This is a genomic window from Burkholderia sp. YIM B11467 (genome assembly GCF_052952715.1).
The window spans coordinates 368484-383170 of the sequence record NZ_JBQVSQ010000002.1 but is presented as its reverse complement, the minus strand read 5'-3'; the positions used below and the strand labels follow the sequence as shown (position 1 = coordinate 383170).

Below are 14687 nucleotides of genomic sequence, written 5' to 3'. Positions count from 1 at the left end.
GGCCGCCCATGCCGGGGCGACCTTCAATGGCATCCGGCGTTATCGCGTATTCCGCGCTGCAAGGAAATCGAGGCATTCCCGATTGAAATAATCGGCGTGCTCCACCATCACCCAGTGGCCGCATCGGTTCATCAGCACGAAGCGCGCGTCGCGGCAGCGTTCGAGGAACTTCAGCGCGCCGCCGACCGGGTTGAAGCGGTCGTCCGTGCCCCAGAAACCGAGCACCGGGCTGCGCAGGTCGCCGAGCGCGTCGGTCAGGTTCGGCACGCTCATCGTCGACAGCACTTCGGTCGGCTGCTCGACGCACACCTTCATCCGCTCGGCGACGAGCGCGTCGGTAACGATCGCCGGGTCGTGCACGAGCAGCGTCAGCAGCTCGCGCATCGTGTCGTCATTCATCTGGCGATTGGTGAACAGCTTCACCATCCGCTGAATCCCTTCCATCCGGAAATAGGTGTCGCGATCCTCGACGCCGCCCGGCGCCATCATGATCAGCCCGTCCACCTCGTCCGGATAGTCGAGCGCGTATTTCAGCGCGATCGCGCCGCCGAGCGAGTTGCCGAGCAGCACGGCCGGCCCGACCCCGAGCGCGGCAAGCTGCGCATGCAGCGCACCGACGAAGAAATCGAGCGTATAGGCGACGTCGGACGGCTTGGACGACTGCCCGTAGCCGGGCAGGTCGACGACGATCGCGCGATAGCCGGCCGCCGCGAACGCCGGGACGTTGTGCTTGAAATTGCTGAAACCGCTGGCGCCCGGGCCGCTGCCGTGGATGAACACCACGGGCCGGCCCTCGCCCGCCTCGTAATGGTGCAGGCGCAGGCCGCCCGGTACGTCGGTGAAGATGCCGGCCGGCGGCGTCATGGGGATCGTCATCGCGGGTTGTCTCCTTCGTCGATCGATGGATGCGTGCCCCGATGATTGCGCCGCCGGCGCCGGCCGGCATCATCCTTTCAGACTACGAAGCCGCGCGCGCTTCTTTCTATCATCGGCCCACCGAAACGGAGGCTGACGATGAACGGATTCGACTACAGCGGCAAGACGGTGCTCGTGACGGGCGGCACCAAGGGCATCGGGCGACGAATCGCCGAACGGTTTCTCGCGGCGGAGGCGCGCGTGTTCGTCTGCGGACGCAGCGCGCCCGACACGCCGCCTACAGCCGGCGGCCGCACGGCGGCGTTCATCACGGCCGACCTGCGCGACATCGAACAGGTCGACACGATGCTCGCGACGATCCGCGATACGGCGGGCGGCCTCGACGTGCTCGTCAACAACGCGGGCGGCTCGCCGTTCGCGCTCGCGGCCGACGCGTCGCCGCGCTTCACCGAATCGATCGTGCGGCTGAACCTGATCGCGCCGCTGCAGCTCGCGCAGCGCGTGAACGCGATCATGCAGCCGCAGCCGCAAGGCGGCGTGATGCTGTTCATCGCGAGCGTCAGCGCGTCGCGGCCGTCGCCCGGCACGGCCGCGTACGGCGCCGCGAAAGCGGGCCTCGTCAACGCGGTCACGTCGCTCGCGGTCGAGTGGGCGCCGCGCGTGCGCGTGTGCGCGATCAGCCCGAGCCTCGTGCAGACCGAATCGGCCACCGAAGGTCACTACGGCAACGACGACGCGCTCGATGCGATCCGCGCGACGATTCCCGCCGGACGGCTCGCGACGCCGGACGACGTCGCGTCCGCGTGCCTGTTCCTCGCGTCGCCCGACGCGTCGTACACATCGGGCGCGAACCTGCGGCTCGACGGCGGCGGCGAGCGGCCCGCGTTCCTGAGCGCCGCGCAGGCGGCCGCGCGTTGAACCATGCGATGCAAGCGGTGCGGGACGAATCGTTGCCAGTCCTAGGGAAGTCATCTAGTTCATTTTGACGATTCCCTGCTACCGCGATCTCCCTACTCTGCCTCTCACGACAACACACATAGACGACCGTCGTCGATACCCCCAAGAGGAGACACCATGCATCAACGGATTTCGCGCCGTACCGACAAGCGGGCAACCGCCACGCTGTCGACGCTGGCCGCCGCGCTGCTGACATGCGCCGTTCCCAACGCGCATGCAGGCAGCACGATCGAGCTGGGCGCCGACACGACGCTGGACTATACGTTCACGCTCAGTTACGGCCTCGGCATGCGCACGCGTGCGCCGAGCGGCAATCTGCTGACGCCGGCGAACATCAACGGCGACGACGGCGATCGAAACTTCGCGAAGAACAAGCTGATCGAGAACCAGGTCAGCCTGCTCGGCGAAGTGAACCTGAAGCACGACGACTGGGGCGTGTTCGTCCGTGCCGACACGTTCTACGACCAGGCGTACCACCGTCCGAACTACAACGACGCGCCGGACACCGTGAACCACTCGGGGCAGTACAACAACTTCACGAGCAACGCACGCTATTGGTCCGGCGGCCACACGACGCTGCTCGCCGCGTATGCGTACAACACGTTCCACATCGGTTCAACGAGCCTGAACGTGAAGGTCGGCGACCAGGTCGTCGCGTGGGGCGAAAGCCTGTTCTTCCCGAACATCGCGGGCGCGCAGGGGCCGTCCGACGCGACCAAGTCGTACATGGCCGGCGCCGAGGTGAAGGACATCCTGCTGCCGGTGCCGCAGATCTCGACGCAGTGGCAGATCACGCCGCGCCTGAGCCTGCTTGCGTACTACCAGTTCTCGTTCCAGCAGAACCGCCTGACCGCGCCGGGTTCCTACTGGAGCTATTCGGACGTCACCGGCCCCGGCGCGCAATACATCATCGGCCCGGGCGGGATGCTGATTCCGCGCGGCGCCGACGAGAAGCCGAGCGCACGCAACCAGTGGGGTATCGGCGCGCGCTTCCGCGTGCTCGGCGACACCGAGCTCGGCCTGTACTACCTGCACTACAACGACATGAACCCGAGCGTCGTCACGTCGTTCTTCCCGACGCTGCAGTACCAGCAGACCTATTTCAACAACATCAAGCTGACGGGCGCGAGCTTCTCCACCCAGATCGGCCCGGTGAACGTCGCGGGCGAGGCATCGTACCGGCAAGGCGCATCCGTCCTCGTCAACACGCCGACGGGCGTGCAGTCGACCCGCGCGAACGTCGTGCAGACCAACCTGTCCGGCATCTACTCGATCGGGCCGAGCTTCCTCGCGAACTCGCAGTCGCTGATCGGCGAACTCACGTACGTGCACGCGGGCAGCATCTCGGAGCTCGGCGGGTCGACCACGCTCGCGAACACGCGCAACGCACTCGCGCTCGAGATCGCGTGGACGCTCAGCTACAAGAACGTGTTCAACGGCTGGGATCTCGACGTGCCGCTGACCTACACGCACGACCTGGCGGGCACGTCGCCGCTGGCCGGTGCGCTCGGCTCGCTGACGGGCCAGGGCGACCACCGCGTGACGGCCGGCGTGACCTTCACGCGCCTGAGCAACCTGTCGCTGTCGCTCGTCTACGCAAAGTTCCTCGGATCGCCGAACCCGGTCACGCGCCCGCTCTCGGACCGCGACTACGTGCTGGCCACGGCGACCTACCACTTCTGAGCGGCCCGGCCGCTCGTCACTCAGCAAGAAGAGGATTAGTCATGAAGCGAATTCATCTCCCCCTCCTGCGCGCGTCGGTGATAGCCGCGTGCGCACTCGCCGCGACGGCGTCGTACCCGAAGGTCACGACGGACGACCTGAAGGCGCTCGACGGCCAGTTGACCCCGATGGGCGCGGTCCGCGCCGCGAGCAAGGACAGCAGCGTGCCCGAGTGGTCGGGCAAGTGGCTCGGCGCGCCGTCCGACGTGCAGTACAAGCGCGGCAGCCGCTACCCCGATCCGTTCGCCAGCGAGAAGCCGGTCGCGACGATCACCGCGGAAAACATGGCGCAGTACGCGGAGCACCTGACCGACGGTCAGAAGGCGATGTTCAAGCGTTATCCGACCACCTTCAAGATCATCGTCTACCCGACCCACCGCGACTTCCGCTATCCGGATGCCGTCTACAAGGACATCCGTGCGTACGCACCCGATTCGACGATGACCTCCGACGCGAACGGCCTCACGAACGCACCGCCGACGGTGCCCTACCCGATCCCGAAGACCGCCGCCGAACTGCTGTGGAACCAGCGTTTCTCGTCGTCGATCGGCACCGAGCAGGCCACCTACGACCAGGCGGTCGTGTACTCCGACGGCAACATCGCGTGGGGCAAGGTGCGCTACGACATCTACTCGCCGCGCAACGTCGGCAAGTACGACGTGAAGAGCGACCTGAACAACCGCACGTACTACCGCAACGCGACGGAGCTGCCGCTGTCCGACCGTGGTTCGCTGATCGTCGGCTTCACGAACTGGGACAAGGCCGGCGCGGACAACTCGTCGCGCACGTGGATGTACAACCCCGGCACGCGGCGCGTGCGCCAGGCGCCCGAATACGGTTATGACCAGCCGCAAGGCCCGGGCGGCTTCCGCACCGTCGACGACGATCGCCTGTACAACGGCCCCGGCGACCGCTACGACTGGAAGATCGTCGGCAAGCGCGAGATCTACGTGCCCTACGACAACTACAAGGTGATGGACAGCGCGGTGAAGTACGGCGACCTGCTGACCAAGGGCCACGAGAACCCGGCGTATATCCGCTACGAGCTGCATCGCGTGTGGGTGCTGCAGGCGACGCTGAAGAGCGGTTATCGCCACCAGTACGCGAAGCGCGTGCTGTACATCGACGAGGACTCGTGGCAATCGCTGCTCGCCGACAACTACGACGCACGCGGCCAGCTCTGGCGCACCAACGTCGCGACGTCGCTGTACGCGTATGACGCGAAGGTGTTCTACCCGAGCGCGGTGTTCTTCCACGACCTGATCTCGGGCGCGTACATGGCCGACCGCCTGACGAACGAAGGCCCGATGCCGAAGCTCGACAACAGCCCGCAGTTCAACGAGGCGTACTTCTCGCCGGACGCGATCCGCAGTTCGGGTAACTAAGCAACGCGGAATGCCCGCGACCCACGCGCCGGAGCCCTGCTCCGGCGCACGACGCCGCCCGCGACGGCGGCCTTTTCCATTCGAGGGCCCTTTCATGTCTTCCCGCCTGCATACGACGCTCGGCGACGAGCTGTACGCCGCGTGGCACGCGCGTGCGCCGGTCGCGCCGCTGTCGAGCCGCCCGCGCCGGCTGTCGCTCGACGACGCGTACCGCATCCAGCAGCGCTTCATCGAACGCCGCGTCGAACACGGCGAAGCGGTCGTCGGCAAGAAGATCGGCGTGACGAGCCAGGCCGTGCAGGACATGCTGAACGTGCGCCAGCCCGATTTCGGCATCCTGCTGTCGGGCATGCACTACGCGGCCGGTGAGGCGATTGCCACCGACTCGCTGATCGCGCCGCGCGCCGAAGGCGAGATCGCGTTCATCCTCGCGCACGACCTGCGCGGCCCCGGCATCGACCGCACCGACGTGATCGCCGCGACGGCCGCCGTCGCGCCCTGCTTCGAGATCGTCGATTCGCGCATTCGCGACTGGGCGATCCGCATCGAGGACACCGTCGCCGACAACGCGTCGTGCGGCGTGTACGTGCTCGGCGACGCGCGCGTCGACCCGCGCACCCTCGATCTCGCCGCGTGCGAGATGACGATCGAGAAGAACGGTGAGCCCGTCGCGCAAGGGCGCGGCGACGCGGCGCTCGGCCACCCCGCCGATGCGGTCGCGTGGCTCGCGAACACGCTTGCCGCGTACGACGTGCCGCTGCTTGCCGGCGAGATCGTGCTGTCCGGCTCGCTCGCGAAACTGATTCCGGTCACGGCCGGCGACGCGCTGTCGATGCACATTTCCGGCATCGGCAGTTGCGACGTCCGCTTTATCTAAAGGAACCATCCCGATGAAGAAAATCAAATGCGCACTGATCGGTCCCGGCAACATCGGCACCGACCTGCTGTACAAGCTGCGCCGTTCGCCGGTGCTCGAACCCGTGTGGATGGTCGGCGTCGATCCGGCCTCCGACGGCCTCGCGCGGGCACGCGAATTCGGCCTGAAGACCACCGACAAGGGTGTCGACGGGCTGCTGCCGCACGTGGCCGCCGACGACATCCGCATCGCGTTCGACGCGACGTCGGCTTATGTGCACCGCGACAACTCCGACAAGCTCACCGCGCTCGGCGTGCGGATGATCGACCTGACGCCCGCCGCGATCGGGCCGTACTGCGTGCCGCCGGTGAACCTCGACGCGCATCTCGACAGCGCGCAGATGAACGTGAACATGGTGACCTGCGGCGGCCAGGCAACGATCCCGATGGTGTACGCGGTGTCGCGCGTGCAGCCGGTCGCGTACGGCGAGATCGTCGCGACCGTGTCGTCGCGCTCGGTCGGCCCCGGCACGCGCAAGAACATCGACGAATTCACGCGCACGACGTCCGGCGCGATCGAACAGGTCGGCGGTGCACGCAAGGGCAAGGCGATCATCGTGATCAACCCGGCCGAGCCGCCGCTGATCATGCGCGACACGATCCACTGCCTGACCGACGGGCCGCCCGACGTCGAGGCCATTACCGCGTCGGTGCATGCGATGGTCAAGGAAGTGCAGCGCTACGTGCCAGGTTACACGCTGAAGAACGGCCCGGTGTTCGACGGCAATCGCGTGTCGGTGTTCATGGAAGTCGAAGGGCTCGGCGACTACCTGCCGAAGTACGCGGGCAACCTCGACATCATGACCGCCGCCGCGGCCGCCACGGCCGAGCGTTTCGCCGAACAGATGCTGGCCGCGACGGCCGCCACCGCTTGAGTTGAGGAGCCACGCGATGTCACTTGCAGGCAAGAAGATCACCGTCCACGACATGTCGCTGCGCGACGGGATGCACCCGAAGCGCCACCAGATCACGCTCGACCAGATGCGCAACATCGCGCGCGGGCTCGACGCGGCCGGCGTGCCGCTGATCGAGGTCACGCACGGCGACGGGCTCGGCGGCGCGTCGGTCAACTACGGTTTCCCCGCGCATACCGACGAGGCGTACCTGAGCGCCGTGATTCCGGAGCTGAAGCAGGCCAAGGTGTCGGCGCTGCTGCTACCCGGCATCGGCACCGTCGAGCACCTGCGCATGGCGCACGAGCTCGGCGTCGGCACGATCCGTGTCGCGACGCACTGCACCGAGGCCGACGTGTCGGAACAGCACATCGGCCTCGCGCGCACGCTCGGGCTCGACACGGTCGGTTTCCTGATGATGGCGCACATGTCGCCGCCGGAGCAGCTCGTCGTGCAGGCGAAGCTGATGGAGTCGTACGGCGCGAACTGCATCTACATCACCGATTCGGCCGGCCACATGCTGCCCGACGACGTGACCGCGCGGATCGGCCAGGTGCGCGACGCGCTGAAGCCGGAGACGGAACTCGGCTTCCACGGCCACCACAACCTCGCGATGGGTGTCGCGAACTCGGTCGCGGCGGTCGCCGCCGGCGCGAACCGGATCGACGCGGCCGCGGCCGGGCTCGGCGCCGGCGCGGGCAATACGCCGATGGAAGTGTTCGTTGCCGTGTGCGACCGGATGGGGATCGAAACGGGCGTCGACGTGTTCGCGATCTCGGACGTCGCCGAGGATCTCGTCGTGCCGATCATGGACGCGCCAATCCGTCTCGACCGCGATGCGCTGACGCTCGGTTATGCGGGCGTCTACTCGTCGTTCCTGCTGTTCGCGAAGCGCGCGGAAGCGAAGTACGGGATTCCCGCGCGCGACATCCTCGTCGAACTGGGTCGCCAGCGGCTCGTCGGCGGGCAGGAGGACATGATCGAGGACGCGGCGCTGACGATGGTGCGGGCGCGGGAGGTGGCGGCCTGAACGAGGCCGGTATCCGTCCGGAGGTATTGTGAAACGGGGCGCTAGCCCCGTTTTCTTTTGACGGAGGCGAGAAGAAGCAACGGATCGCCATGCCGGGCATGTCGGCTGCGCGCCGGTTGCCCTGGGGCCTGTCTTACATTCGATGAGTGCGTCTGCCGGCTCGATTCACGCAACAACGCATCAGCAATGCTCGAGCCCCGGGATGCGTTGCATCGCTGCCCTCAGTAACTCGACCAGCATCAGTGCGTTTGCCGACAAACCACCGTCCGCCCGCGTCAGCAAGCCGACAATCGTCGCCGGCAGCGGATCGGTCACCTGAAGCAGCACGATGTCAGGATTGGCGACGATCTGAGCGGCCAACTCACCGGGCGCTATCGAGATTGCGTCCGTGCTTTTCACGGCGACGATGCCTGCGGTGACGTTCTGTGCCTCGATGATCAACGGCTCGTCGGCCGCACCGGAGCGTGGATGATTGAAGAACAAGTCAAGCACGCTCGCGCGCGATCCGGCGTAAATCCATCCATAGCGCACCAGATCGCCGATACCGCATGGCCGCCCGGCCAACGGGTGGTCTCGTCGGGCGACCACCACCGCGCGTGATCGAAACCATGGCTCGAACCTGAAGAAGTTCGTGAGTTGATCGGATTCGATCGCACATATGCCGAAGTCGAGCGATCCGTCTCGCAGGCCGGGTAGGACACTGGACAGAAAGCCGTCGGCGATGCGCAGCGGCGCGTGCGGCCGGGACGCCACAAAAGCGGGCAACGCATGCGGAAGCAACAAAGCCGTTGCAACAGGCAAAACGCCCATCGAGACGCGGGCGCGCTCATCAGAACGAATGTCGCCGGGCAGGAGTTCCATCTGGCTGACGATAAGCATCGCCCGCGGTAACAGCGATGCCCCGGCGGCAGTCAGCGTAGCGCCGCGTACACCCCGCGAGAACAGCGCGACACCGAGATCCTCTTCGAGCGTCTTGATCGTCTTCGTTACCGCAGCCTGCGATATGTCCATGGAACGCGCTGCCGCACGAATGCTGCCCAACGTTGCAGCGCGAACGAATGCCAGTACCTGCGGGTATTTCATTGACGACAATCCCAGGTTATCGCATGTACCAAAAAAGCGTCTTTTGCGAGTTTATTTTCCGCACCACTATGCTTCGGCCTCCTTCACGGAAGGCAGGTCCGGACGAAAACGGCACTTCAGTGTAGCCATTCTCCGTCAGAGACCGAAATCCAGATAATTTCATGGACCACGCAAGTGGATATATATGAAAAAAATCAGATGGTTTGGAGACGCGATCTGGCTGGTTTTGCTCGGTAGCGCGGTGATGCTTCTGGCGGCGGGCTGCGGCGGAAGCACGGACAGCGCCCCCCAGCCGCCAAGCGGCCCTGTTCCCGTGTCCAACGCAGCCGTTGGCGACGGCGGCGTCCCATCGTTCTACGTGTGGAGCAGTCGAGTGCCCGGTACGCCGGGCCAACTGCTGCGTCAGCAACCGCTGGATGCCAATCTTGCGCTCGACAACTCGGACCCGTCGCAGAACGTTCGCATGCTCTACACGTCGACTGACGGCGTCGACGGAAAGACGCCCGTTGCCGTTTCCGGTGCTGTCTATTTTCCGAAGGGAACCCCGCCGGCAAACGGTTGGCCCGTCATCGCGTGGACGCACGGCACCGTCGGCGTGGCCGACGTGTGCGCCCAGTCATACACGCAGCGGTCGGATCGCGACAAGGCTTACCTCGGTACGTTGCTCGCGCAAGGCTACGCGGTTGTCGCAACCGACTATCAGGGTCTCGGCACGCCTGGCCCTCACCCTTACGTGTTGACGCGGGCCGAAGCGTACAGCACGCTCGACAATCTGCGTGCGGCGCTGGTGATGTTTCCGGGCGTGCTCGCAAACAAGGTCGTATTGGTCGGCCAGTCGCAAGGCTCGGGCGCGACGATCGCCACGTTGCAATATGCGCCGACCTATGCCCCTGACGTGCACATCGTGGGCGGTGTCGCAACGGGTGTCGCCTTCGGGTTTTCGGGCGCCAATCCGGCACCGCAGATTCCGGCGCCCGTTGTCAGCAATGCGCTTCTGCCGGTCTCGGGTGATGCGCTGTTCGACATGTTCATTTGGCTCGGCACCGCGCCCGCGGAGAATCCGGCCTTCGACATCACGCCGTATCTGTCCGATAGCGCCAAGCCGCTTTTCGCCGCCGCGACAAAGAATTGCGTCGACGCGCTCGAAACGATGGAGATTTCGGAAGGTATTACGGAAGCCAATTACCTGAAGGCAAGGCCGCCCGTCAGCCTGGTTGGACCGGTGCTGGGCCGCTTACCGACGCCTATCGCGGGCTTCTCGGTGAAGGTCCCGTTGTTCACGGGAACCGGGCTCGCCGACTCGGTAACGGGGACGCCAGCCGCGTACAACTTTATCTCTACCGCATGCAGCCTTGGGGCCGACATCGAGTGGCACTATTATCCGGGCCTGACGCACAACGGCGCGGTGAACGGTTCGCTCGTCGACTCGTTGCCCTTCATCAAGAAGGTGCTGGCGGGCGAGCCCGTGGTGAGCAACTGCAGTTCGCTGGTGGTTCCGGGTCCTTTGCAACCAGCTACACCTGGTCTGCCGTTCAATACGTAGTCCACATTATTCAGTTCAGCTAATCGACGCCCGTGCGTGAGCGAAGAATACTCGGCCAGTCGGCGAGCCTGGCATCTCGATTTCGTGACGAAATCGGGATGCCACAGCTGAGGCCCACGGCTTCGTTTCCATCACGCGCCCCAACCGGGCATATCCGCCGTATGCCGTCGCCCGAATTCCTTCGGCAGATCGCGCTACCGACATCCGCTCGCCGCATCACCCGTCAGCGATGCTTCCCGCCGTGCCGACGCTTCCGATGCGCCGCACGCGCCTGCTGCAGCGACGGCATCAGTTCCTCGATGTATTGCCGCGCCTGCCCGCGCGTGACGATCTCGCTGAAGCGCTGATGGGCCTTGTCCTGACCGACCAGCGCCGCATGCGCTTTCTTCAGGATGTGCAGAAACGCGATCAGGCTCGTGCCGTCGCGCACGGGCAGCGCATCGCGCGGGTCCGCAGCCGGGGTCGTACTCATGTTCCGATCCTTTGCGGGCAGTCGGTCCGGCACGTTGCCGTCACGAGCGCCAGCAGGTCGTTGGCAAGGCGGTCGCGGTCGGTCAGCGGCGCAAGGCCGAACAGCCGGCCGAGCGTCGCGGCCACCGACGCGTGATCGTACGGCGTGTGGTCGACCTGCCCGGCCGCGACCCATGGCGAAATCACGATCGCCGGCACGCGCACGCCGTACACGTCGAAGCCGAAACCGCTCGCGTTCAGCGTCGCGGCCGCGCCATCGTTCGGCGGCGGCGCGGCGCCCGGCTTGACCGAATCGTAGAAGCCGCCGTGCTCGTCGTAGACGATCACGAGCAGGCTGCTGTTCCACACCGGCGAATTGCGGATCGCGTTGTACACGCGCGCGGCGAGCTGGTCGCCGCCGGCCAGCCCGTCCATCGGGTGTTGCGAGCTGCCGTTCTCGTAGGTGCCGTGCACGATGTCGCCGTAGCCGGGCTCGATGAACGTGTAGCGCGCCGTGTAGCCGGCCGCGAGATCGGCTTCGAAATGCGCGAGGTCGTCGACGTCGAAGAAGCTCACGCCCTTCAGCGACGCGACCTGCGGAACATGACCGAGCGGATCGCCGGTCTGGTCCTGGTAGATGCGCCAGTTGCCGTCGCCGAGCGCGCCGAAGATCGAACCCTTCGGATAGGAGAAGCCGTCGACCGTGTCCCACCCGCCCATTTCTTCCTTGGTCGGCGAATGGTCGAGCCCGGCCGACGAAGCGCCGTGCAGGAAGAACCGGTTCGGCCAGGTCGGCCCCGGCATCGACGCATGCCACGCGTCGCACAGCACGAACGCGTTTGCGAGCGCGTACAGCGACGGCGCGTTCGTCTGCACGTCCGCGCCCTGCATGATCTTGCCCGCGTCGGCCGGCTGCGGCGGCGTGCCTTCGGAATGCGACGTCGCGTAGTTCGACACGAACCCCGAGTTGGCGACGGGTGGATAAGGCTGTCCTTTCACGAACGGCACACCCGGGCCGCAGAGCTGCTCGAGCACGTCGGTGAATTCGTGGCAAGGATCGGTCGGCATTCGGTCCGGCGCACCGCCGCCGAATGGATAGACCGCGCCGCCGTACGCGTTGCTGTTGCCCGGCGACGCGGCGACGATGTCGGGGTAGCCCGACAGCGCGAACAGGTGATCGAACGAGCGGTTCTCGAGCATCAGCACGAACACGTGCTGGATGCGCTGCTGAACCGGCGGGGCTGCGGGGGCTGCGTCTGCACTCATGGCGCCTCCTGGCGTCGCGCGACGAATGTCCGGCGGGCACGATCGGCGGCGCGCTGAAAACGATTGAAGGCAATTGAAAGCAATGCCCGCGAGCCGCGAATTGCCGACGAGTGTACGACCGCGCCAGCCCGCACGTAAAGCCGTACGCGAACCGCGCTGCCGCGCGTGCGTTCAACCATCGGCCGGCGCGATGTTCGGCGTAACGAACATCGGGCCGACGATCGCGTCGCGACTGTCGGACGACAAACGCCGGATCGGATCAATGCGCAGCGCATCGACGAGTCGGGCGGGATGGCGCGCCGTACGTTGACTTTCGCAAGTCGGCCCGATACGATCGATGCACTTTCAAGACGCCCTCCCGGTCCGCCGGGAGGGCGTTTCGTTTTGGTTCACCCACCAAAAGGAAACTCCTTGAAATGAACCCTGTCGACACCCTCGCCTCCCGCCCGAACGCCGACCACGACGGCCTCGGCTACCTGCAACACGGCACGGGCCCCGAATGCGTGATGGTCATGCACGACTGGCTCGGCGACCGGACCAACTACGCGGCGCTATTGCCGTATCTCGACGAAACCGCCTTCACGTACGTCTTCGTCGACCTGCGCGGCTACGGAACCTCCATCCACCTGAACGGCGCCTGCACCGTCGACGAGATCGCGGCCGATTGCCTCGCGCTCGCGGACCGGCTCGGCTGGCAGCGCTTTCACATCATCGGCCATTCGATGACCGGCATGGCGACGCAGCGGATCGCCGCCAACGCGCCGTCGCGCATCAAGAGCGCGATCGCCGTGTGCCCGGTGTCCGCGGCCGGTAATCGCCTGAACGACGACGCGCGCGCGTTCTTCGCGAGCACGGCCGAAAACGACGACGCGTTTCGCCGGCTCGTGCGATTCGTGACGGGTGGGCTGTCGGCACGCTGGGCCGACGTGAAACTGCGGCAGAACCGCGAGCGCGTGGCGCCGGGTTGCCGGCTCGCCTATCTCGACATGCTGACGGGAACGGATTTCGTCGACGACATCCGCGGGCTGGACACACGCTTTCTGGTGATCGTCGGCGACAAGGATACGGGGCTCGACGAAGCGGCGATGCAGGCGACGTTCCTGGCCTGGCACCCGAACGCGCGGCTCGTGACGATTCCGAATTGCGGGCATTACCCGATGCAGGAATGTCCGCCGTACTTCGCGATGATCGTCGAGGATTTCCTGCGGGACGCGGCCGCTTGAGCGTGGAACGCGCAACGCGACCGGAGAAGATGGTGCTGGCCGCCGCGGCGTGACGACGCCGCCGGCGACCGAGGAACGGCACGACGCGTGCCGTCCATCCGGTTCGTCCGGCCGCGTGGCCGGACGAGAGTCGATCGGTGCGGTGTCACGCGCCCGATCGTTGCCGCTTAACGGCGCGGTTGCCCGGTTCGCGGCGGACGCGGCGAATTCGCGTCCTTGTGCCGGAAGTTGATACGGCCCTTGGTCAGGTCGTACATCGACAGTTCCAGCGTCACGCGGTCGCCCGCGAGAATGCGGATGTGGTTCTTGCGCATGCGGCCCGACGCGTACGCGCCCACCACGACGCCGTTTTCCAGCGTGACACGGTATTTGCTGTCCGGCAGCACTTCGTCGACGATCCCGTCGAGTTCCAGCAGTTCTTCTTTTGCCAAACCAATTCCTCCAGACAAGGTGATTGACCGCGGCCGCGGCGATCTGCCGGGCGCCGTTCCCGCAACGGGACGACGGCTGGCAGGCTGCCGGGTATCGGTTCGTTCAGACGGGCCACCGGCCTGTCTTGCGATCGGAGCCCGGCGCGTTGCGGCGTTCGGGCGGTCAGTGGCGGCGGCGCAATGAGCGCCGCGCAAGTCGGGACCGCGCCGGCTACTACGGCATGGCGGCGGTCTGCTCGGGTTGATGCGTTGAAGCGGTGATGCGCTGGCGAAGCGGCGGGCGCTTCGCGAGGGCGTTGCGTCGCACGCCGTTCAGGCATGCGATGAGGGAGGCGTCACGACCGATGCATCGTGAATGACGCGATGCATCGGTCGTGCGCATCGGAATCGCGCTGGCCGCCGGAATACCGGCACCCCGCGCGAAAGTCCATCCGGCAGCAGCCGCCAATTGGCGGCCGATGCCGTTGCGGCTTACTGCGGCGTGATGTTCGACGCTTGCAGACCCTTCGGGCCGCGCTTCACTTCGAAGCTGACCTTCTGGCCTTCGGCCAGGGTCTTGAAGCCCGTGCCGCGAATTTCCGAGAAATGGGCGAACAGATCGTCGCCGCCGTTGTCCGGGGAGATGAAACCAAAGCCCTTGGTTTCGTTGAACCACTTGACGGTACCGGTATCCACAAATACTTCCTTAATACGAATAATTGAACATGCGCCCACGACAGGCACAGAAAGAATCAAAGAGGGAAAGGCCAACGACCGCCGCACGGAGTGCGGCCAATGATGAGCTATCGAACTTCTTGAAGACTTCGGTCACGGACACTACGCGGCAACCGCCGTTTCGTCAAGTTCTTTCTATGCAGCGCGGGCGCGCGAATGCCGCGTGCGCCTTATGCGGCGGGTGTTGCCGGCCGACGGA

14 protein-coding genes are annotated in these 14687 nt (G+C 65.9%); 8 read left to right on the top strand and 6 right to left on the bottom strand.

The window, feature by feature from the left end; all coding sequences use genetic code 11:
• Positions 1-39: 39 nt before the first annotated feature.
• Positions 40-876 (bottom strand): alpha/beta fold hydrolase, encoded by an 837-nt coding sequence (locus ACTRWB_RS08905; RefSeq protein ID WP_446901630.1) that lies wholly within the window; start codon positions 874-876, stop codon positions 40-42.
• A 138-nt stretch (positions 877-1014) separates the two neighbouring features.
• Here ACTRWB_RS08905 and ACTRWB_RS08900 point away from each other — a divergent pair, with 138 nt between their 5' ends.
• The 6 genes from ACTRWB_RS08900 (at position 1015) to dmpG (ending at position 7778) form a co-directional block, all read left to right on the top strand.
• Positions 1015-1794 carry an SDR family oxidoreductase gene (locus tag ACTRWB_RS08900; RefSeq protein ID WP_446901629.1) on the top strand — a complete coding sequence of 260 codons (780 nt, stop codon included), beginning with the start codon at positions 1015-1017 and terminating at the stop codon, positions 1792-1794.
• A gap of 156 nt (positions 1795-1950) precedes the next feature.
• The gene (locus tag ACTRWB_RS08895) at positions 1951-3516 is read left to right on the top strand and encodes a DUF1302 domain-containing protein (protein ID WP_446901628.1); all 1566 of its coding nucleotides are present in this window, start codon (positions 1951-1953) and stop codon (positions 3514-3516) included.
• Positions 3517-3557: 41 nt separating this feature from the next.
• Positions 3558-4940: a DUF1329 domain-containing protein gene (locus tag ACTRWB_RS08890; protein ID WP_446901627.1), complete on the top strand. Its 1383-nt coding sequence runs from the start codon at positions 3558-3560 to the stop codon at positions 4938-4940.
• Between the two features lie 94 nt (positions 4941-5034).
• Positions 5035-5817, top strand: coding sequence for a 2-oxopent-4-enoate hydratase (gene dmpE, locus ACTRWB_RS08885; protein ID WP_446901626.1), 783 nt, complete (start codon positions 5035-5037; stop codon positions 5815-5817).
• Positions 5818-5830: 13 nt separating this feature from the next.
• Positions 5831-6730, top strand: a complete 900-nt coding sequence (locus ACTRWB_RS08880; RefSeq protein WP_129515002.1) for an acetaldehyde dehydrogenase (acetylating) — start codon at positions 5831-5833, stop codon at positions 6728-6730.
• A 16-nt stretch (positions 6731-6746) separates the two neighbouring features.
• Complete coding sequence (dmpG, locus tag ACTRWB_RS08875) at positions 6747-7778, top strand: 4-hydroxy-2-oxovalerate aldolase (protein WP_446901625.1); 1032 nt, start codon at positions 6747-6749, stop codon at positions 7776-7778.
• Between the two features lie 180 nt (positions 7779-7958).
• On the opposite strand, the gene ACTRWB_RS08870 is transcribed toward dmpG, so the two are convergent.
• Positions 7959-8861: a LysR family transcriptional regulator gene (locus ACTRWB_RS08870; RefSeq protein ID WP_446901624.1), complete on the bottom strand. Its 903-nt coding sequence runs from the start codon at positions 8859-8861 to the stop codon at positions 7959-7961.
• 184 nt (positions 8862-9045) lie between these two features.
• On the opposite strand from ACTRWB_RS08870, the gene ACTRWB_RS08865 reads away from it, so the two are divergent.
• The gene (locus tag ACTRWB_RS08865) at positions 9046-10404 is read left to right on the top strand and encodes an alpha/beta fold hydrolase (protein ID WP_446901623.1); all 1359 of its coding nucleotides are present in this window, start codon (positions 9046-9048) and stop codon (positions 10402-10404) included.
• Between the two features lie 223 nt (positions 10405-10627).
• On the opposite strand, the gene ACTRWB_RS08860 is transcribed toward ACTRWB_RS08865, so the two are convergent.
• Both ACTRWB_RS08860 and ACTRWB_RS08855 read right to left on the bottom strand, forming a co-directional pair.
• Positions 10628-10876, bottom strand: a complete 249-nt coding sequence (locus ACTRWB_RS08860) for a hypothetical protein (protein ID WP_446901622.1) — start codon at positions 10874-10876, stop codon at positions 10628-10630.
• Positions 10873-12120 carry an alkaline phosphatase family protein gene (locus ACTRWB_RS08855; protein ID WP_446901621.1) on the bottom strand — a complete coding sequence of 416 codons (1248 nt, stop codon included), beginning with the start codon at positions 12118-12120 and terminating at the stop codon, positions 10873-10875. The genes ACTRWB_RS08860 and ACTRWB_RS08855 overlap by 4 nt, the downstream gene beginning before the upstream one ends.
• Positions 12121-12536: 416 nt before the next feature.
• Between ACTRWB_RS08855 and ACTRWB_RS08850 the strand changes: the two genes are divergently transcribed.
• Positions 12537-13343, top strand: a complete 807-nt coding sequence (locus tag ACTRWB_RS08850; protein ID WP_446901620.1) for an alpha/beta fold hydrolase — start codon at positions 12537-12539, stop codon at positions 13341-13343.
• A gap of 167 nt (positions 13344-13510) precedes the next feature.
• Here ACTRWB_RS08850 and infA read toward each other — a convergent pair whose 3' ends face one another.
• Both infA and ACTRWB_RS08840 read right to left on the bottom strand, forming a co-directional pair.
• Positions 13511-13774, bottom strand: coding sequence for a translation initiation factor IF-1 (gene infA, locus ACTRWB_RS08845; RefSeq protein WP_048251091.1), 264 nt, complete (start codon positions 13772-13774; stop codon positions 13511-13513).
• 471 nt (positions 13775-14245) lie between these two features.
• The gene (locus ACTRWB_RS08840; RefSeq protein ID WP_006483056.1) at positions 14246-14449 is read right to left on the bottom strand and encodes a cold-shock protein; all 204 of its coding nucleotides are present in this window, start codon (positions 14447-14449) and stop codon (positions 14246-14248) included.
• Positions 14450-14687 lie beyond the last annotated feature (238 nt).